The sequence below is a fragment of the Micromonospora purpureochromogenes genome (genome assembly GCF_900091515.1).
Taxonomy (GTDB): Bacteria; Actinomycetota; Actinomycetes; order Mycobacteriales; family Micromonosporaceae; genus Micromonospora; species Micromonospora purpureochromogenes.
Window position 1 is genome coordinate 5,901,176 of record NZ_LT607410.1, and the last position, 19,331, is coordinate 5,920,506.

The following is a 19,331-nucleotide window of genomic DNA, read 5'->3' on the forward strand; positions in this document are numbered from 1 at the left end:
TTGGTCACCCTCTTCGGTCTGCTGCTGACTGCGGGCGGTGTCGCGACGGCCGCATGGCTGGTGGCCGCGCGTCGCAAGGTCGCGGCCGCATTCGGAGACAGCCGGACGGCGCTGGCGTTCGTGGCCTTCGCCGTGCTGGCCAACGCCGCACCGGTGCTCGCCGGAGACCGCAGCTCCGCGCTGATCGGCTTGCTGGTGCTGGCCCTGCTGGCCTGGGCGGTCCGGTCCGGCCGACGGTCCCTGCGGGGTAGCCCCGACCGGTGGCTGCGGATCTCCTGGTGGTCGATCGCCGCGCTGCTGCTGTGGTGCCTCGCGGTGGACGCCCTGGTCGGGTCCGGCCTGTACGGCCCGCGGCTGGTGGCGTACACGGCCGCCGGGCTGCTGCTGCTGGCAGGGGTGCTGCTCGCCGCCGGCACCGCGCTGAGCGTCCGGGCGCTGGCGTACACCGGGCTGGCCGTGCTGTCGGTGATGACGATCCCGACCGTCTTCTTCGACCAGGCGTGGCGGACCTGCACCGCCGGGAAACTGGAGAAGTGCTCGGTGGCGGGTGCGTTGTTCAAGAGCTTCTTCGAGTCCGAGAACTACATCGCCATGATCGCGACGTTCACCCTCGTCGCCGGCCTGTGCGCGCTGCGCCGTGCCGAACTGCTGGCGACGACCGCGTTCTGTCTGCTGATCATCGTCGCCACGGGTTCCCGCACGAGCTATCTGGCCCTGGCCGCCGCCGGCGCGTGGCTGGCGGGAAGCTACCTGATCGAACGCGGGCGGCGGTTCACCCGGATCCACCTCGCCCTCTGCCTCACCGTGGTGCTGACCTTCCTCACGGCTGCCACCTACCTGATGTGGACGGCCGACCGGACCACCCTGAGTAACCGCGGCAACATCTGGATCCACGCCCGGGAGTACCTGGCCGACATGAAGGCCACCGGCGTGGGCGTCTCCAAGTGGTACTACCTGCGGGACGTCGGGGAGGCACCGACGCATTTCTTCCACTCCGGCTACGTGCTCGCGATTTTCGCGGGCGGCTTCGTGGCGCTCGCGATCTGGGGGCTCTGGGCGACGGCCCTGCTGCGCGGCGCCGTCTCCGACGGGCGGGCCTTCACCGGGAAGGCGCCGGTCGTGCTCCTGCTCGTCTACTCCGTGACCGAGGTCGTCTGGAACCCGTTGTCGGTGGACGGACTGTCCTGGATCGCCATCGCGCTGATGCTGACCCGGTCGGTCGCCGCCCCGGCCGGGGCGCTGCCCGCCCCCGGCCCCGTGGACGCTGTCGATCGACCAGGCGGGCTCGCCGCCCTGCGCCGGTTGACGTCCCGGCACGGCGGGCGCCGAACCACCGCCGGCGCCTGACCTGGACGAGGCGCGGCCGTGGTCCGGTGGGACCCGGCCGCGCCGCGGACTCCCGCGGAGCGGGGTGCGGACGGCAGCTCGGGAGTCGACCGGCGCCGCCCACGGCCCGATCAGGGACCGGTGGGCCGGTCCGGGCCGATCGGCAGGGCCTGGAAGGTCAGCAGACCCGTGCCGACCGCGTTGACGATCCACGGGCCGGCACCGGCGTGGCTCAGGTAGCTCACCCCGGACGCTCCGTCCGCAGGACCGGAGAGCGTCAGCACGAGTTGGCCGCCGTCGCGGTATGCGACGCCCACCACGGTGACCTTGCTGCCCTCGATCCGGAAGTCGGCGGCCACCCCCGGCTCGACGGTGAGCGGGTCGTCGGCACGCAACTGGATGACGATTTCGGTCCGGCCGGCCGGCGAGTAGGACGCTGAACGCGGGTTGGGTGGCGCGACCCCTTCCCCTGGACCGCCGTACAGGTCCCGGGCGACCACGGCGAAGACCCGGTCACCCAGCTCGCGGTAGCCCTGCTCCCAGGCGTAGTGGCAACCCTGGTGACCGGACAGGCCGTTGGTCGACAGCAGCGTCACGCCGAGCGTGTCGGCCATCCGCCGCTGCGCCTCCCGCAGTCGTGCGGTGGTGCTGACACCGCAGGGCGAGGTACGGACCTGGAAGACGTAGTAACGGGTGTCCGAGTCGCCGATCTCCGCCCGCCAGTTCCGCAGCAGCGCGGTGAAACCGGCGACGTGGGCTGCGGCGTCGTCGTTGTCGGACTCGCCCTGATACCAGAAGACGCCGCGTACGTCGCGGATCACTCCGGCACCCACCAGGCGTTGCCGCAGCCGGCCGTAGTTGGTGCCGAGGTCGTCGGGCCGGGTGGCGACGCGCTGGAAGAACCCGATCGGCCTGCCGTTCTCCGCACCATTGAGAACGGCCACCGGCACCTGGTAGGTATCCATGATCCGGTGGGCCATCCGGATGCCCCACTGGCCGACCGACCCGGCCTGTCGCCCCGCGTCACCGACGGCGTAGTTCCAGCCGCGCGCGGTGGCCGCCAGCGTCCGGTCGGCCGTCGACGAGCCGTAGCTGCGGATGTAGGGCGACTCCTCGGCCGCCGACGAGCCCCGATGCATGGCGGCGACGGCGTTCGACTGGCCCTGGACGACGTAGACGTCGCCGGCCACCACGCCCTCCCACAGCCGGACGCGCCGGTCGACCCCGTCGCCGAGCACGCGCAACTCGAACCGGTACTCCCGCAGCGCGGCGTTGATGCGGTGTCGGAAGGAGAAGTCCTTCCCGGCGGCGGCCGGCGCGCTGTACTCCCAGCCGTCGGCGCCGCTGGTCACCTTGAGCTGCACGGCACTGACCCGCGCATCGGTCACCGTGCCCGAAACGGCGACCGTGGCGCCGTTGTTGCCGTCCCGGGGATACAACTGACGGTCCGCGGGGTGCCGTTGCACGGTGAGCACGGACGGGCGGGCGTACACCGTCAGGCGGCGTTGGGTGTAGCTGCCGGCGTTGCCGGCGAACGTCCAGTCCGGGTGACCGGCCGGCGCGGAGCCGATGCCGATTGAGAGCGGCGCGTTCGCGGAGGTGAAGCCGTTGACCGCCAGGACCGTGACGGGCGGGGTGGTGGAGGGACGGGTGGCGCCGACGAGATGCACCTGGAACGAGCCGTACCCGAGGGCGGGCGACACGTCATCGTCCGCGTCGTACCGGTCGGCGTAGGCGCCGGAGATCTGGCCGGAGCTTCCCGTGCCGTAGTTGTTGGGCCACATCTCCAGGTAGCCGGCGAGTCCCGTACCGCTGGTCAGACCCTCGACGTTGGACGCGACCTCGAGGTCGTTGACCCGCTGCCGCACGATCTGGCCCGGCCGGGTGGGTGGGCCGAGCTGGTGGGCGTCGGTGGTGAACGCCGTCATCGCGGTCCACACCCACTGCGGGCCGGCCGGGCCGTTCAGCTCCAGGCAGTAGCCGACCCGGTCGAAGCCGCCGGCCACGGCCCCGGTGCGGTCGAAGGCGTACTGCGGCGTCCTGTTCCGCCAGTTCGCCCGCGTCGGCAGGTCCACGGCGGCGACCGGGGTGAAGTCGGCCATCGCCCCCACGTTGGCCGCGCAGCTGGTGCCGTCCACCGGGATGGCGGGCGGTTGGGACCGCCGGGACTCGGGGGCGGACCAGGCGGCGTCGGGCGTTCCGGGCTTCGGCGACGGCCAGCCGACGAGGGCGACCGAGCAGAGCGTCAGTCCCACCACGCCCAGGACGAGCCACGCCCTGCGCGGCAGGGACCGGAGGCGCTCCAGCCAGGAGGGAGCACGGGACACCCTCGAACCTCCACACGGGTCGGCCACGTCGTCGCGGCAAGGCTATGCGATGCGCGGCGTTCGCCGGTGGCCGGCCGGGACAGACCGGACGGGTACGGGCGCCTGCGCCATGGTCGGGTGGGCACCTGCCGGTCATCGCGGTCTGCGATGATGCCCGCCATGGCCGCAACGAGCACAACGGCGCCGGTGAGCACGCGGTCCGCCGGCATCGACATCCTTCGCGTCGTCGGCATCGCCGCGGTGGTCGTCGGTCACGTCTGGAGCGACAGCGTCACCAGGGCCGCCGTGTACACCTGGCACGTGCCACTCTTCTTCCTCCTGACCGGCTACTTCTGGACGCCCGGCCGGCCCCTCGGGGGCGAGCTACGCAAGCGCTGGCGGTCGCTCGGCCTGCCGTACGTGACCTGGTTCGTGCTGCTGTTCGCGACGCTCGCGGCGGCCGAGGCGGCCACCGGCCAGGTGGCCGACGGCGCGTTCCGTGACGCCCTGTACGGCGGCAGCGCCGCCGTCCGGCCGTTCTCGGCTTTCTGGTTCGTCTCGGTGCTCTTCCTGATCGCTGTCGCCTACCGGGGGCTGGAGCGGTTCCCGGCGGTGGTCACCTGGGCGGTCGCCCTGGTCGGGCTGGTCGTCGCGTATCTGGCGCCCGGCTTCGTCACCGCTGCTCCGCTGGGTCTGTTCCTCGTCCCGGCCTGCCTGGTCTTCGTGCTCTCGGGCCGGCTGCTGCGCCAGCTGCGACCGCAGCTCCCCACCGCGGCCGCCGCCGCGATGCTCGCGGTGGGGGTGCTGCTGGTGGTCACCGGCCTGAGCACCCCGCTGGACGTGAAGGCGGGCGACTTCGGCGTTCCCGGGCTCGGGGTGCTGACCGCCGTGCTGATCAGCGGTGGGCTGGTGTGCCTCGCCGAGGAGCTCGACTCCCGGGTCGGCCCCGGGTCGGCCCGGACGATCGGCCGGCTCTCCGCGTGCGGCATCGCGGTCGTGCTGAGCCACGCCGGCGTGCTCTGGGTGCTGCACACCCCGCCGGACGGCGGCTTCCTCGACCTGGCCGCCGCCCTCGTGCTCCCCTGGGCGTTCGCGCTGGTCGCGCTCCGCACGGCAGCCAGCCCCTACCTGCTCGGCACGGCTGCGGCCCGGCCGTGACGGCGGGCCGGCGCCGTCCTCAGGCCGTGCGGTCGCGGCGCCTGGCCAGCATCACCAGCAGGACGACGAGCCCGACGGCGAGCGCTCCGCCGGAGCCGGCCAGCAGCGGCACCGCCCAGCCGGGCCGGCCGGAGCTGTCCTCGCCGCCGCCGCTGTCGACGGCCGCCTGCCGGTAGGAGCGCGCCAACAGATTGGTGGGCGAGCCCTCCACGACCGCGTCGAAGCGGTCGACCGCGGTCGCGTTCTGGCCGGCGAAGTACGCGTCGAGACCGCTGCGGTACAGCTTGTCCGGCTCGCCGAGACTGTTCTGGATTCCGGCCCCGGCCAGCAGTCCGGTCATCGTGGACACCGGGACGACTACCCGATTGGCCTTGTCCGGTCGCAGGAGGTCGTTGTCCAGCATCCCGACGACGCGGCCGGCGGGGTCGATGGCGATCCCGCCGCGGGAGTAGATACCGAGGTCCTCGTTGATCCGGTAGGGGTTCACCGGCGACTGGGTGTCCACGCCGGTGACCGTCACCGACTTGGAGAGCACGTTGTAGCTGGCCGTGCGGTAGCTGGTGTCGGTGGTGGTGTACCCCAGGATGAGCAGCGAGGTGTCCTGGGCGACGGCGGGCGCGGTGTTCAGCTCGGCGGCGGGGAGGTTCTCCTGGGCGAGCTTGACCAGGGCGATGTTTCCCGCCTCGAGGGCGAGCGACTGGACCACGGCACCGGGGATGGCCGGGCTGTCCGTGACGTCCCCCTTGGCCACGTTGAGCTGGCCGTAGAGCTTGGCGTCCGGCTGTGCACCGGGCTCGATACCGGTGAAGACGGCCGTCCTCATTCTGGCTCTGATGAAGGCGGGAACGTCCTTGGCGTTGAGTCCGCCCTCGGCGACGAGGGCGTTGCCCAGCGCACCGAGGGCGTTGTTGAGCACGATGTCCTGGGTCGGACGCACGCACTGGCTGTTGGTGAGGACGTGGCCGTCATGATTGACCACGAAACCGGTGCACCGCCGGTTGAAGGTGATCGGCGTCTTGCGCAACAGGGCATTGTCCTGCTTGTTCCGGACGTACCCGGTGAAGATGACCTCCACGAAGACCATCGACGGCCCCACGGTCGCCAGCGCCCGCTCCTCCGGGCTGCGCAGCGCCGCCTGCGCCCACGGCTTGAGTCCGGGATTCACCGGGGTGGCGCTGGGAAACGCGGTGGAGGGGACGGTGGGCGTGGCCTCCGGCTCGGCGGAGTGGTCCGCCGAGATCGCCCAGAGGCCGACCCCGCCACCTACCACGGCCACCAGTAGCAGCGCCGCCAGGGCGGCCCAGAGCCCCGGCTGGCGCCGGGGCGGCGCGGAGGGCTGGATCCGGCGGGCCGGCGCGGCGAAGGGATCCTGCGGCGGCACACTGACCGGCTGGTCGGGGTGCGGGAACGCCGGCGGCGTCGACACCTGCTCGGGCGGCGACGAGACCTGGTAGGGCGGCACGGAGACCTGGTGCGGGGGCACGGAGACCTGGTGCGGGGGCGAGTTGGTCTGGTGCGGGGGCACGGAGACCGGCTGGGGCGGGGCGAAGGCCTGATCCGGTGGCGAGGAGACCTGCTGCGGCGGCGCGGACACCGACCGGGCCTGGGTCGGGTCGCCCTGGATGGCCCACGGAGCCGGCTGGGACTGGTCGGCCGGCGGCACCTGGAGCATGGCCACGGTGCCGTCGTCGTCGGGGCGCTCACTGCGGATCTCGTGGCCGAGCGCGAGGAACAGGTAGTCGGCACCCGGGCCGCCGTCGGCCGCGTACGCCACCCAGGGCGCGGCCGCGGTGAAGTCGGCGGCCAGGTACGGCCGGCCGCCACCGCCCGGGGCGGCCAGCGCGTCGGCCATGCCGGAGAAGGCCCGACGCCAGGCCGGATCCTCGGCCACCACGGGTTCGAGCACCGCGACGGTCACCAGCCGGTCCTGCCCGTCGACGGCCCACCAGGCTCTGCCGACCTGGCAGACGCCCATCACCTCGGTGAACCTGTACGGACCGTCCGGCTGCATGCCCCACTCCTCTGCTCACCCGCCGTGCGGATAGTACAGAAACGCCGCGAGCGCGGCGGCCGCCGGCAGTTCCGGCCGGACCCGCCCCACCAGGGGCTCCTCCGGTGTGGACCACCGACGGTCAGGCGGGTGTGACCGAACGGACGGCGGTTGCATCTGAAAGTTTTCATGCATACAGTCGCGCCATGAATGACGGAGCCGTCGCCGCACCCCCCGACCGGGTGCTCGACCTGTTCCACGGCGTCCGCCTCACGCCGACCCAGCGCCGCATCGCGCACTGCCTGGTGCAGCACGCCGCCGCCGCGTCGTACCTGTCGGCGGCCGAGCTGGCCGAGCTGGCCGGGGTCAGCCAGCCGTCGGTGACCCGGTTCGCCGTCGCGCTCGGCCACGACGGCTACCCGGCGCTGCGCCGGCGGCTGCGCGAGCTGACCTCCGGCGGCGCCACCGGCGGCGCCGGCGACGGCAACGAACTCCAGCGGGCGGTCCGCGCCGAGATGGCGAACCTGGAGCGGCTCGCCCGCGAGCTCGCCGACCGGGACCGGATCGCCGCCGCCGGGCAGCTGCTGGCGGCCAGCCGTCCGCTGCCGGTGCTCGGGCTGCGGGCGGCGGCGCCGCTGGCCGCGTACTTCGCCTACTTCGCCGCGAAGGTGCACCCGGACGTCCGGGTGCTCGACGACGGCGGCAGCCTGCTCACCGACCGGCTGGAGCAGGCGGCGGCGTCCGGGGCGAGCGCCCTGCTCGCCTTCGTCCTGCCCCGCTACCCCCGAGAGACCTTCGAGGCGCTGCGGGAGGCCCGCGACGCCGGGCTGACCGTGGTCGCGATCACCGACTCGCCGGTCAGCCCGGCGACCGAGTACGCCGAGCTGGTGCTGCCCGCCACGGTCGGCACCGACCTCGTCTTCGACCTGCACACCGCCCCGATGACCCTGGCCATGGTGGTTCTCCAGGCGATCTGCGACGCCTCCCCGGCGGACACGCAGTCCCGCCTGGAGGCGTTCGAGTCGTCCGCCGCCCGTCGCCAGTTGTTCCTCGGCTGAGAGGAGTTCCGAGATGCACCAGCCCGTCCGCGCCGCTCGCGGCACCGCACGCACCGCCCAGGGGTGGCCGCAGGAGGCCGCCCTGCGGATGCTGATGAACAACCTCGACCCGGAGGTGGCCGAGCGCCCGGACGACCTGGTCGTCTACGGCGGCACCGGCAAGGCCGCCCGGGACTGGCCGTCGTACCACGCGTTGGTGCGTACGCTGACCGAGCTGCGCGACGACGAGACGATGCTGGTGCAGTCCGGCCGCCCGGTGGGGGTCATGCGCACCCACGAGTGGGCGCCCCGGGTGCTGCTGGCCAACTCGAACCTGGTCGGCGACTGGGCCACCTGGCCGGAGTTCCGCCGCCTGGAGCAGCTCGGCCTGACCATGTACGGGCAGATGACCGCCGGCTCGTGGATCTACATCGGCACCCAGGGCATCCTCCAGGGCACCTACGAGACGTTCGCGGCGGTGGCGGCGAAGCGCTTCGGCGGCACGCTGGCCGGGACCTTGACGCTGACCGCCGGCTGCGGCGGGATGGGCGGGGCCCAGCCCCTCGCGGTGACCATGAACGGCGGCGCGTGCCTGATCGTGGACGTGGACCGCAGCCGGCTGGAGCGGCGGGTGCACGACCGCTACCTCGACGAGATCGCCGACTCCCTGGACGACGCGGTGCAGCGGGTGCTCGCCGCGAAGCGGGACCGCCGGGCGCTGAGCGTCGGCGTGGTCGGCAACGCCGCCACCGTCTTCCCCGAGCTGCTGGTGCGCGGCGTCGAGATCGACGTGGTGACCGACCAGACCAGCGCGCACGACCCGCTGTCGTACCTGCCGGTGGGGGTGGAGCTGGCCGACGCCCGGGACTACGCCGCGGCGAAGCCGGCCGAGTTCACCGACCGGGCCCGGGCCTCGATGGCGAAGCACGTCGAGGCGATGGTGGGCTTCCTCGACGCGGGCGCGGAGGTCTTCGACTACGGCAACTCGATCCGCGGTGAGGCCCAGCTCGACGGCTACGAGCGGGCGTTCGACTTCCCCGGCTTCGTGCCGGCGTACATCCGGCCGCTGTTCTGCGAGGGCAAGGGCCCGTTCCGCTGGGCGGCGCTCTCCGGCGACCCGAAGGACATCGCGGCCACCGACCGGGCCATCCTGGAGCTGTTCCCGGAGAACGAGTCGCTGGCCCGGTGGATGCGGATGGCCGGCGAGCGGGTCGCCTTCCAGGGCCTGCCGGCGCGGATCTGCTGGCTCGGCTACGGCGAGCGGGACAAGGCCGGGGTGCGGTTCAACGAGATGGTCGCCTCCGGTGAGCTGTCCGCGCCGGTGGTGATCGGCCGGGACCACCTGGACTGCGGCAGCGTGGCCAGCCCCTACCGGGAGACCGAGGCGATGGCCGACGGCTCCGACGCGATCGCCGACTGGCCGCTGCTCAACGCGCTGGTCAACACCGCCAGCGGGGCGTCCTGGGTCTCCATCCACCACGGCGGCGGGGTGGGCATCGGGCGGTCCATCCACGCCGGGCAGGTCTGCGTCGCCGACGGCACGGCGCTGGCCGGGCAGAAGATCGAGCGGGTGCTCACCAACGACCCGGCGATGGGCGTGATCCGGCACGTGGACGCCGGGTACGAGGCCGCCCGCGAGGTCGCCGAGCGGACCGGGGTGCGGGTGCCCATGGCCGAGGGTTCCGCGTGAGCGCGAGGAGTGCAGCGCAGCGGAGCCCCGCAGTCGCGAACAACAGGGATGCCGGGACGGATCTCGCCGGCCGGTTCCGGGCGCTGTGGGACGAGATCGCGCCGGTCGGGCGGGACGCCGGCAGCGGCGGCTACCTGCGCTACGCGCTGACCGAGCCGGAGCTGCGGCTGCGGGAGTGGTTCCGCGAGCAGGCCGAGCACCGGGGCATGCCGGTCACCGCCGACGGCAACGGCAACGTCTTCGCCTGGTGGGGTGACCCGCAGGCCGGCGACGCGGTGCTCACCGGCAGCCACTTCGACTCGGTGCCGCACGGCGGGGCGTACGACGGGCCGCTCGGCATCGTCAGCGCGTTCCTCGCCGTCGACGAGTTGCGCGGCACGGGCGTGGTGCCGGGCCGGCCGATCGCGGTGGCGGCGTTCGTGGAGGAGGAGGGGGCGCGGTTCGGCGTACCGTGCCTGGGGTCGCGGCTGCTCACCGGGGAGATCGCGGTGGAGCGCGCGGCCGGCCTGCGCGACGCGGCCGGGGTGAGCTTCGCCGAGGCGCTCGGCGACCGGCCCGCGGGCGCCGACCCGGCGCTGCTCGGCCGTTTCGCCGCCTTCGTGGAGCTGCACGTCGAGCAGGGCCGCGCGCTGGTCGAGGCCGACGCGCCGGTCGCGGTCGCCAGCGCGATCTGGCCGCACGGCCGCTGGCGCTTCGACTTCCACGGCGAGGGCAACCACGCGGGTACGACCCGGATGGCCGACCGCCGCGACCCGATGCTGACGTACGCGTTCACGGTGCTGGCGGCGAACAAGGAGGCCCGGCTGCGCGACGCGCACGCCACCGTGGGTCGGGTGTCGGTGGAGCCGAACGCCACCAACGCGATCCCGTCGCGGGTGACCGGCTGGCTGGACGCCCGGGCGGCCGAACCGGAGACGCTGCGCGGGCTGGTCGGGGCGGTGCATGCCAAGGCGGCCGAGCGGGCGAAGCGGGACGGCACGGAGCTGACCTGCACGGAGGAGTCGGCCACCCCGCTGGTCGCCTTCGACGGCGGGCTGTCCGACCGGCTGGCCGAGCTGCTCGACGCGCCGGTGCTGCCCACCGGGGCGGGCCACGACGCGGGGGTGCTGGCCACGCACCTGCCCACCGCGATGCTCTTCGTGCGCAACCCGACGGGGGTGTCGCACTCCCCCGCCGAGTCGGCCACCGACGCGGACTGCGCCGCCGGGGTGACCGCCCTGGCCCGGGTGCTTGAGGAGCTGGCATGTCGCTGAGCCCGGCCCGGCCGAACGGGCCGACGACGGCGGGCCGGGGCCGGGAGGCACCGGCCCCGTCGGGCGCTGTCGGGCTGATGTCGCAGACGATTCGGCGCGGCCATGATCGGGTGATGTCGCAGACGATTCAGCTCCACAGGGAGTCGACACCATGACAGCCACCCGCTGGCTCGCCGAGTACGCCTGGCTGCCCGACCACGCCGAGCCCACCCCGGACGTGCTGATCGAGGCGGTCGACGGGCGGATCACCACGGTCGCCCCGCTGACCGCCGGCCGGCCCACCGCCGGGGTGGAGGTGCTCGGTGACGCCGTCCGGCTGCCCGGGCTGACGCTGCCCGGCCTGGCCAACGCCCACTCGCACGCCTTCCACCGCGCGTTGCGCGGGCGCACCCACGCCGGGCGGGGCAACTTCTGGACCTGGCGGGACGGGATGTACGCGGTCGCGCAGCGGCTCGACCCGGTCTCGTACCTGGCCCTGGCCCGGGCCGCGTACGCGGAGATGGCGCTGGCCGGGGTGACCTGCGTCGGCGAGTTCCACTACCTGCACCACGGCCCGGACGGCACCCCGTACGACGACCCGAACGCGATGTCGGCGGCGCTGGTCGAGGCGGCCGCGCAGGCCGGCATCCGGATCACCCTGCTGGACACCTGCTACCTGACCGCGACCGTGGACGGCGCCCCGCTGGCCGGGCCGCAGCGGCGCTTCGGCGACGGCGACGCGCTGCGCTGGGCGGACCGGGTCAGCGGGTTCACCCCCGACGCCGGTCACGCCCGGGTCGGCGCGGCCATCCACTCGGTCCGCGCGGTGCCGGCGGAACAGCTCGCCACCGTCGCCGGCTGGGCGGACCGGCGCGGCGCGCCGCTGCACGTGCACCTGTCGGAGCAGCCCGCCGAGAACGACGCCTGCCGGGCGGTACACGGCCGCACCCCCACCCGGCTGCTCGCCGACCACGGGGTGCTCGGGCCGGCCGTCACCGCCGTGCACGCCACCCACCCGACCGGCGCGGACGTGGCGCTGCTCGGGGAGAGCCGCACCGGGGTCTGCCTCTGCCCCACCACCGAGCGGGACCTGGCCGACGGGATCGGGCCGGCCCGGCGGATGGTCGAGGCCGGCAGCCCGCTCAGCCTGGGCAGTGACAGCCACGCCGTGATCGACCTGTTCGAGGAGGCCCGCGCGGTCGAGCTGGACGAGCGGCTGCGCACCCGCCGGCGGGGGCACTTCAGCGCGGTCGACCTGCTGGCCGCCGCGACCACCGGCGGGCACACCGCGCTGGGCTGGGCCGACGCCGGCCGGCTCGCCGTCGGTGACCGCGCCGACCTGGTCACGGTACGGCTCGACACCGCCCGCACGGCCGGGGTGCCGCCGGTGGGGGCGTTCTTCGCGGCGACCGCCGCCGACGTCAGCTCGGTGGTCGTCGACGGCCGGCAGGTGGTGCGCGACGGCGTGCACCTGACCGTGGACGTGCCGACGGAGCTGCGCGACGCGATCGCGGCGGTGTCCCGTGGGTGACCGCGCGGGCCGGCCGGCGGCCGACGGGTTCCGGGGCACCGGGCCGGAGCGCGGAGGGACGCCGTGAGCAGCCTGCTGATCGACGACATCGGCGAACTGGTCACCAACGTCGCCGACGCGGGCGACGGCGGCCCGCTCGGCATCCGCCGCCGGGTGGCGCTGCTGGTCGAGGAGGGCCGGGTGGCCTGGATCGGCCCGTCCCGGGACGCCCCGGCCGCCGACCGGCGGATCGACGCCGGCGGCGCCGCGGTGCTGCCGGGCTTCGTGGACAGCCACGCCCACCTGGTCTTCGCCGGGGACCGGTCCGCCGAGTTCGCGGCCCGGATGGCCGGGCAGCCGTACACCGGCGGCGGCATCCGCACCACGGTCGGCGCGACCCGGGCCGCCTCCGACGAGGAGCTGCGGGCCACCGTGCGCCGGCTGCGCGCGGAGGCCATGCGGCAGGGCAGCACCACCATGGAGATCAAGAGCGGGTACGGCCTCACCGTCGCCGACGAGGCCCGCTCGCTGCGGATCGCCGCCGAGGTCAGCACGGAGACCACCTTCCTCGGCGCGCACGTCGTCCCCGCCGAGTACGCCGACCGCCCCGACGACTACGTCGGGCTGGTCTGCGGGCCGATGCTCGCCGCCGCCGCCCCGTACGCGCGCTGGGTGGACGTCTTCTGCGAGCGGGGCGCCTTCGACGCCGACCACACCCGGGCGATCCTCACCTGCGGGCAGGCGGCCGGGTTGGGCGTGCGGGTGCACGCCAACCAGCTCGGCCCCGGGCCGGGGGTCCGGCTCGGGGTGGAGCTGGGCGCGGCCAGCGTCGACCACTGCACCCACCTGAGCGACGCCGACGTCGACGCGCTGGCCGGCTCGCCGACCGTCGCCACCCTGCTGCCCGGCGCGGAGTTCTCCACCCGCTCGCCGTACCCGGACGCCCGCCGGCTGCTCGACGCGGGCGTGACCGTCGCGCTCGCCACCGACTGCAACCCCGGCTCGTCGTACACCTCGTCGATGCCGTTCTGCGTCGCGCTCGCCGTACGCGAGATGCGGATGACCCCGGCGGAGGCCGTCTGGGCCGCGACCGCCGGGGGTGCGCGGGCGCTGCGCCGCGACGACGTCGGGGCGCTCACCCCGGGCGCCCGGGCCGACCTCGTGATCCTCGACGCCCCGTCCCACCTGCACCTGGCCTACCGGCCGGGTGTACCACTGATCCGCCAGGTTCTGCACAACGGAGTCCCGCAATGACCGTGACCATCCTGCCCACCGGGATCGCCCCCGCCGACGTGCTCGCGGTGGCCCGCGGCACCGCCAAGGTCGTCCTCGACCCGGCCACCGTGGAGGCGATGAGCACCAGCCGGTCCATCGTGGACGGCATCGAGGCCGCCGGCCGACCCGTCTACGGCGTCTCCACCGGCTTCGGCGCGCTGGCGAACACCTTCGTCGCGCCCGAGCGGCGGGCCGAGCTGCAGCACGCGCTGATCCGCTCGCACGCCGCCGGGGTCGGCGCGCCCATGCCCCGGGAGGTGGTCCGGGCGATGATGCTGCTGCGGGTCCGCTCGCTGGCGCTGGGCCACTCCGGGGTCCGCCCGCTGGTCGCCGAGGCCCTGGTCGACCTGCTCAACCACGAGATCACCCCGTGGGTGCCGGAGCACGGCTCGCTCGGCGCCTCCGGCGACCTGGCGCCGCTGGCGCACTGCGCGCTGGTGCTGCTCGGTGAGGGCTGGGTGCTGGGCCCGGCCGGCGAGCGGATGGACGCCGTCGACGCGCTGCGCCGGGCCGGGCTGAAGCCGATCGCGCTGGCCGCCAAGGAGGGGCTGGCGCTGATCAACGGCACCGACGGCATGCTGGGCATGCTGCTGCTGGCGATCCACGACGCCCGGCACCTGTTCACCATGGCCGACGTGACCGCCGCCCTGGCCATCGAGGCGATGCTCGGCTCGGAGCGGCCGTTCCTGCCCGAGCTGCACGCCATCCGCCCGCACCCCGGCCAGGCGGCGTCGGCGGCGAACATCCACCGGCTGCTCCAGGACTCGCGGGTGATGGACTCGCACCGCGACGACCTGGCGCACGCGGTGCAGGACGCGTACTCGATGCGCTGCGCCCCGCAGGTGGCCGGCGCCGCGCGGGACACCCTGGACTTCGCCACCACGGTGGCCGCGCGCGAGCTGCTCTCGGTGGTGGACAACCCGGTGGTGCTGCCCGACGGCCGGGTGGAGTCCACCGGCAACTTCCACGGCGCGCCGCTCGGCTTCGCCGCCGACTACCTGGCCATCGCCGCCGCCGAGGTGGGCGCGATCGCCGAGCGCCGGGTCGACCGGCTGCTCGACGTGGCCCGCAACCGGGAGCTGCCGGCGTTCCTCTCCCCCGACGCCGGGGTCAACTCCGGCCTGATGATCGCCCAGTACACGGCCGCCGGGATCGTGGCGGAGAACCGCCGGCTCGCCGCCCCCGCCTCGGTGGACTCGCTGCCCACCAGCGGGATGCAGGAGGACCACGTCTCGATGGGCTGGGCGGCGGCCAAGAAGCTGCGCACGGTGCTGGACAACCTGACCAGCCTGCTCGCGGTGGAGCTGCTGGCCGCCGTACGCGGGCTCCAGCTGCGCGCGCCGCTCACCCCGTCGCCGGCCGGCCGGGCCGCCGTCGAGGCGCTGGCCCCGGTCGCCGGCGAGCCCGGCCCGGACGTCTTCCTCGCCCCGGTCATGGAGGCCGCCCGCGCCGTCCTGGCCGGCCCCGACCTCCGCGCCGCCATCGAACGCGAGGTCGGCCCCCTCGCCTGACCACCCGCCCCTCCCCCTCCCCTCCCGTACTTTCACGGAAAGAGTGGCTATCCCGCGTGGAATAGCCACTCTTTCCGTGAAAGTACGCCCTCGTGGGGTGGGGGGTCAGGGGGTGGGGGGGAGGACCTTGGCGGCGAGGTTCGCGAGTTCGCGCAGGGCCTTGCCGCGGTGGCTGATCGCGTCCTTTTCGTCCGGCGTCAGTTCGGCGTTGGTGCGGTCCTGGCCGTCGCCGAGGAAGATCGGGTCGTACCCGAAACCACCGTCGCCGCGCGGCGCGCGCAGCAGCCGGCCGGCCTGGCGGCCGTCGACCAGGTGCTCCTTGCCGCCGGGCAGCACCATCGCGACGGTGCAGACGAACGAGGCGGCGCGGTGCTCGTCGGGCAGGTCGGCGATCTGGTCCAGCACCAGCTGGAGGTTGGTCCGGTCGTCGCCGTGCCGGCCGGCCCAGCGGGCGCTGAACACGCCCGGCATGCCGTTGAGGGCGTCGACCGCGAGCCCCGAGTCGTCGGCGATGGTGGGCAGGCCGGTGCGCCGGCAGCCCTCCCGGGCCTTGATCAGCGCGTTCTCGCCGAAGGTCAGGCCGGTCTCCGGCAGCTCCGGATATTCCTCGACGTCGTCCAGCCCGATCAGGGCGATCCGGTGCGCGCCGAGCGCGCCGTCGAGGATCCGCTGGAGCTCGATCAGCTTCTTGCGGTTACGGGTGGCGAGCAGGACCTTGTTCATGATGCGAGTGCCTTCCGCTGTGCGTCGGCCAGTTCCACGCAGCCCAACAGCCCCAGGTCGAGCAGCGAGTCGAGCTGCGTGCGGGAGAAGACGCCGGCCTCGCCGGTCCCCTGCACCTCGACGAAGTCGCCCTCGCCGGTGCAGACCACGTTCATGTCGACCTCGGCGGCGACGTCCTCGGAGTAGTCGAGGTCCAGCCGGGGCTCGCCGGCGATGATGCCGACGCTGACCGCCGCCACCGACCGGTGCATCACCTTCTCCGGCTTGCCGGCCAGCGCCTTGCGCCCGGCCAGCCAGGTCACCGCGTCGTGCAGCGCCACGTACGCGCCGGTGATCGCCGCCGTCCGGGTGCCGCCGTCGGCCTGGAGCACGTCGCAGTCGAGCACGATCGAGTTCTCGCCCAGCGCCTTGAGGTCGATGGCCGCCCGCAGGCTCCGGCCGATCAGCCGGGAGATCTCGTGGGTACGGCCACCGACCCGGCCCTTGACGCTCTCCCGGTCCGAGCGGGTGTTGGTGGCCCGGGGCAGCATCGCGTACTCGGCGGTCACCCAGCCGAGCCCGGAACCCTTGCGCCAGCGGGGCACCCCCTCGGTGACGCTGGCGGTGCAGAGCACCCGCGTGCCACCGAACTCGACGAGTACGGAGCCCTCCGGATGGGTGCTCCAGCCGCGGGTCAGGGTCACCGGTCGGAGTTGGTCGGGCATCCGCCCGTCAGGTCGCGCCATCCCTGCACCTTATGTGGTCCGATGGCCGGGCCACTGCGGGGTGCCCCCGCCCCGGTCCACGACGTGTCGGCGGTCGTCTTCCGCTGGGCCATCTCCTGCAGGGGCACGAACCAGCCGACGTACCCGGCGAGGCCGCCGCCGACGCAGAGCCCGACGGCGAGCAACCCGGCCAGCACGACGAGGAACACCCGCAGCCCGGTGGACCGGCGCGCCGGCGCCGGGCCGGTTCCGGCCGCCGGGAGGGTGCCCGGCGCCGGGTACCCGACCGGCGGGTACGGTCCGCCGGGCGCCTGCGCAGGCGGCACGGACCCGGGCGGGACGGCGCCGGGCACCGCAGGCGGCCACCCGGCCGACGGCGGCACGGGTGCCTGCGGCGCGGCGGCGGCCGGGTGGACCGGCGGCGACCACGGCGGCTGCGGACCGGGCTGTGGGTGGGCGGCGGGGTGGCCGGGGGCCACGCAGGACCAGGGGCCGGCGGCCGGCCGGGCCCGTCCACGCCGAAGGAGGGGTCCGTCACGGCGGTGATCATAGGTGCGCGGGCGCCGTGGGCGCCGCCCCGGTCAGGGGCCGACGGCCACTCGCTCAGATGTCGTACGCGGCGCCGGCCCGGACCACTTCCAGCGGCCCGGCGTAGGCGCCGGCGGCGGACTCGACGGTGTGCGACTCGCTGCCCCAGGCCACCACGAGATGGGTCAACAGCAGCCGCCCGACCCCCGCCTTGGTCGCCGCCTCGCCGGCCTCCCGGCCGGTCAGGTGCAGGTCCGGCGGGTTCTCCATGCCGTCGAGGTAGCTCGCCTCGCAGAGGAAGACGTCGGCGTCCTGGGCCAGCCGCAGCAGCGCGTCGCAGGGCGCGGTGTCCGAGGAGTAGCAGAGCACCCGCCCGCCGTGCTCCAGGCGCACCCCGTACGTCTCCACCGGGTGGTTCATCCGGTCGACGGTGACCGTGAACGGGCCGATCGGGAAGGTGCCGGGCTGCAGGCCGTAGAACTGGTAGACGTCCTCGACCGTGCTGTCCTCCTGGTCGTAGACCGCGGCCAGCCGGTCCGGCGCGCCGGACGGGGCGTACACCGGCAGGGGCGGGTACGGCCCGTCGGGGGCGTACCGGCGGACCACCACGTACGAGGCGGCGTCGAGGATGTGGTCGCAGTGCAGGTGGGTCAGGAGGATGGCGTCCGGGGCGTGCAGCCCCGCGTAGCGCTGGAGGGTGGACAGCGACCCGGAGCCGAAGTCGATCAGGAGCCGGAAGCCGTCCGCCTCGACGAGGTAGGCGGAGCAGGGGGACTCGGGGCCGGGAAAGCTGCCCGCACAGCCGAGAACGGTCAGTCTCATCCGGTCGCCCTGTCGCTACCCACCGTAGTCGACACGCCGGTGCGAGCTTCGCCGATGATCTCTACCGACGCGTACGCCACGCTGCGCAGCCTACGCGCAGCGACGGCGGGGCAAGAATCATCTAATGGAAGTTGTCATCAACGTGACACCCCCGGGCCGGCCGGCGTGGACCGGCCGGCCCGGGGTCGGGCGTCACGCCCAGAGCTGCCCCTCCAGGGCGTCCTCGGCGTCGGCGAGCGTGCCACCGTAGGCGCCGGTGGAGAGGTACTTCCAGCCGCCGTCACAGACCACGAAGGCGACGTCGGCGCGGCGACCGTCCCGCACCGCCTCGTGGGCGACCGCGAGGGCGGCGTGCAGGATCGCGCCGGTGGAGAAGCCGGCGAAGATCCCCTCGACCTCCACCAGCTGCCGGGTCCGCAGCACCGCGTCCCGGGTGCCCACGGAGAAGCGCCGGGACAGCACGGTGGCGTCGTAGAGCTCCGGGACGTACCCCTCGTCGATGTTGCGCAGGCCGTAGACCAGCTCGCCGTAGCGCGGCTCCGCCGCGACGACCTGGATGCCGTCGACCTTCTCCCGCAGGTAGCGGCCGGTGCCCATCAGGGTGCCGGTGGTGCCCAGGCCCGCCACGAAGTGGGTGACGGTGGGCAGGTCGTGCAGCAGCTCCGGGCCGGTCGTCTCGTAGTGCGCCCGGGCGTTGGCCTCGTTGCCGTACTGGTAGAGCATCACCCAGTCGGGGTGCTCCGCCGAGATCTGCTTGGCGGTGGCGACGGCCTGGTTCGAGCCGCCGGCGGCCGGCGAGCAGATGATCTCCGCGCCGTACATCCGGAGCAGCTGGACCCGCTCGGTGGAGACGTTCTCCGGCATCACGCAGACCAGCCGGTAGCCGCGGAGCTTGGCCACCATGGCCAGCGAGATGCCGGTGTTGCCGCTGGTCGGCTCGAGGATGGTGTCACCCGGCCGGAGCCGGCCGGACTCCTCGGCCGCGCGGACCATGAACAGGGCAGCCCGGTCCTTGATGCTGCCGGTCGGGTTCCGGTCCTCCAGCTTGGCCCAGAGCCGGACCGGCGGTGCCCCCTCGGGCACCGTCGGCGAGAGCCGGGGCAACCCCACCAGGGGGGTGCCGCCGCAGGCGTCGAGCAGGCTGTCGTACCGCGCCATGACGCCCGCCGGTCAGCGAGCGACGGGCGCGCGCCGGGATACGGCGTGCGACGCGATGGCGGCTGCCGCCGCGAAGCCGAACGCGCCACCGGCCACGGCCGGCAGGATGGTCACGCTGTCGCCGTCGGTGAGCTTGGCGTCCAGCGCGCCGAGGAAACGGACGTCCTCGTCGTTGACGTAGACGTTGACGAAGCGGTGCAGCGCGCCGGCGTCGGTGACCAGCCGGCCCCGCAGGCCGGCGTGCCGGGAGTCCAGGTCGGTGAGCAGGTCGCCCAGGGTGTCCCCGGCGCCCTCGACGACCTTCGCGCCGCCGGTGTAGCTGCGCAGGATGGTGGGGATGCGAACCTCGATGGCCATGATG

General features: G+C 74.2%; 16 protein-coding genes. 8 read left to right on the forward strand and 8 right to left on the reverse strand.

The window, feature by feature from the left end:
• The gene (locus GA0074696_RS26940) at nucleotides 1–1,347 is read left to right on the forward strand and encodes an O-antigen ligase family protein (protein ID WP_157746122.1); all 1,347 of its coding nucleotides are present in this window, start codon (nucleotides 1–3) and stop codon (nucleotides 1,345–1,347) included.
• A gap of 110 nt (nucleotides 1,348–1,457) precedes the next feature.
• On the opposite strand, the gene GA0074696_RS26945 is transcribed toward GA0074696_RS26940, so the two are convergent.
• Nucleotides 1,458–3,653, reverse strand: coding sequence for a sialate O-acetylesterase (locus GA0074696_RS26945; protein WP_088963670.1), 2,196 nt, complete (start codon nucleotides 3,651–3,653; stop codon nucleotides 1,458–1,460).
• 186 nt (nucleotides 3,654–3,839) lie between these two features.
• Between GA0074696_RS26945 and GA0074696_RS31265 the strand changes: the two genes are divergently transcribed.
• Nucleotides 3,840–4,790 carry an acyltransferase family protein gene (locus GA0074696_RS31265; protein ID WP_172894465.1) on the forward strand — a complete coding sequence of 317 codons (951 nt, stop codon included), beginning with the start codon at nucleotides 3,840–3,842 and terminating at the stop codon, nucleotides 4,788–4,790.
• A 19-nt stretch (nucleotides 4,791–4,809) separates the two neighbouring features.
• Here GA0074696_RS31265 and GA0074696_RS26955 read toward each other — a convergent pair whose 3' ends face one another.
• The gene (locus GA0074696_RS26955; protein WP_088963671.1) at nucleotides 4,810–6,801 is read right to left on the reverse strand and encodes a trypsin-like peptidase domain-containing protein; all 1,992 of its coding nucleotides are present in this window, start codon (nucleotides 6,799–6,801) and stop codon (nucleotides 4,810–4,812) included.
• A gap of 185 nt (nucleotides 6,802–6,986) precedes the next feature.
• Here GA0074696_RS26955 and GA0074696_RS26960 point away from each other — a divergent pair, with 185 nt between their 5' ends.
• The 6 genes from GA0074696_RS26960 to hutH all read left to right on the forward strand — a co-directional run bounded on the left by GA0074696_RS26960 (nucleotide 6,987) and on the right by hutH (nucleotide 15,035).
• The gene (locus GA0074696_RS26960) at nucleotides 6,987–7,838 is read left to right on the forward strand and encodes a MurR/RpiR family transcriptional regulator (protein WP_088963672.1); all 852 of its coding nucleotides are present in this window, start codon (nucleotides 6,987–6,989) and stop codon (nucleotides 7,836–7,838) included.
• 13 nt (nucleotides 7,839–7,851) lie between these two features.
• Complete coding sequence (hutU, locus tag GA0074696_RS26965) at nucleotides 7,852–9,507, forward strand: urocanate hydratase (protein ID WP_088963673.1); 1,656 nt, start codon at nucleotides 7,852–7,854, stop codon at nucleotides 9,505–9,507.
• 83 nt (nucleotides 9,508–9,590) lie between these two features.
• Nucleotides 9,591–10,760 (forward strand): allantoate amidohydrolase, encoded by a 1,170-nt coding sequence (locus tag GA0074696_RS26970; RefSeq protein ID WP_231925495.1) that lies wholly within the window; start codon nucleotides 9,591–9,593, stop codon nucleotides 10,758–10,760.
• Between the two features lie 151 nt (nucleotides 10,761–10,911).
• Complete coding sequence (locus GA0074696_RS26975; protein WP_088963675.1) at nucleotides 10,912–12,270, forward strand: formimidoylglutamate deiminase; 1,359 nt, start codon at nucleotides 10,912–10,914, stop codon at nucleotides 12,268–12,270.
• A 63-nt stretch (nucleotides 12,271–12,333) separates the two neighbouring features.
• Nucleotides 12,334–13,503: an imidazolonepropionase gene (hutI, locus tag GA0074696_RS26980; RefSeq protein WP_088963676.1), complete on the forward strand. Its 1,170-nt coding sequence runs from the start codon at nucleotides 12,334–12,336 to the stop codon at nucleotides 13,501–13,503.
• A complete protein-coding gene (gene hutH, locus GA0074696_RS26985) occupies nucleotides 13,500–15,035 on the forward strand; it encodes a histidine ammonia-lyase (protein ID WP_088963677.1) in 1,536 nt (511 codons plus the stop codon). Before hutI ends, hutH begins: the two co-directional genes overlap by 4 nt.
• Before the next feature lie 105 nt (nucleotides 15,036–15,140).
• Here hutH and rdgB read toward each other — a convergent pair whose 3' ends face one another.
• From rdgB to GA0074696_RS27015, 6 genes are all read right to left on the reverse strand, one after another.
• Entirely contained in the window at nucleotides 15,141–15,758 is a 618-nt protein-coding gene (rdgB, locus tag GA0074696_RS26990) for an RdgB/HAM1 family non-canonical purine NTP pyrophosphatase (protein ID WP_088963678.1), read from the reverse strand.
• Complete coding sequence (gene rph, locus GA0074696_RS26995) at nucleotides 15,755–16,483, reverse strand: ribonuclease PH (RefSeq protein WP_088963679.1); 729 nt, start codon at nucleotides 16,481–16,483, stop codon at nucleotides 15,755–15,757. Before rph ends, rdgB begins: the two co-directional genes overlap by 4 nt.
• Nucleotides 16,438–16,671: a hypothetical protein gene (locus GA0074696_RS31270; RefSeq protein WP_172894467.1), complete on the reverse strand. Its 234-nt coding sequence runs from the start codon at nucleotides 16,669–16,671 to the stop codon at nucleotides 16,438–16,440. The genes rph and GA0074696_RS31270 overlap by 46 nt, the downstream gene beginning before the upstream one ends.
• Nucleotides 16,672–17,065: 394 nt before the next feature.
• Nucleotides 17,066–17,812 carry an MBL fold metallo-hydrolase gene (locus GA0074696_RS27005; RefSeq protein WP_088963681.1) on the reverse strand — a complete coding sequence of 249 codons (747 nt, stop codon included), beginning with the start codon at nucleotides 17,810–17,812 and terminating at the stop codon, nucleotides 17,066–17,068.
• Between the two features lie 192 nt (nucleotides 17,813–18,004).
• On the reverse strand, nucleotides 18,005–18,970 hold the full coding sequence (locus tag GA0074696_RS27010) for a PLP-dependent cysteine synthase family protein (protein WP_088963682.1): 966 nt from the start codon (nucleotides 18,968–18,970) through the stop codon (nucleotides 18,005–18,007).
• Nucleotides 18,971–18,982: 12 nt separating this feature from the next.
• Nucleotides 18,983–19,327 (reverse strand): MoaD/ThiS family protein, encoded by a 345-nt coding sequence (locus GA0074696_RS27015; RefSeq protein ID WP_088964834.1) that lies wholly within the window; start codon nucleotides 19,325–19,327, stop codon nucleotides 18,983–18,985.
• Nucleotides 19,328–19,331: the final 4 nt, after the last annotated feature.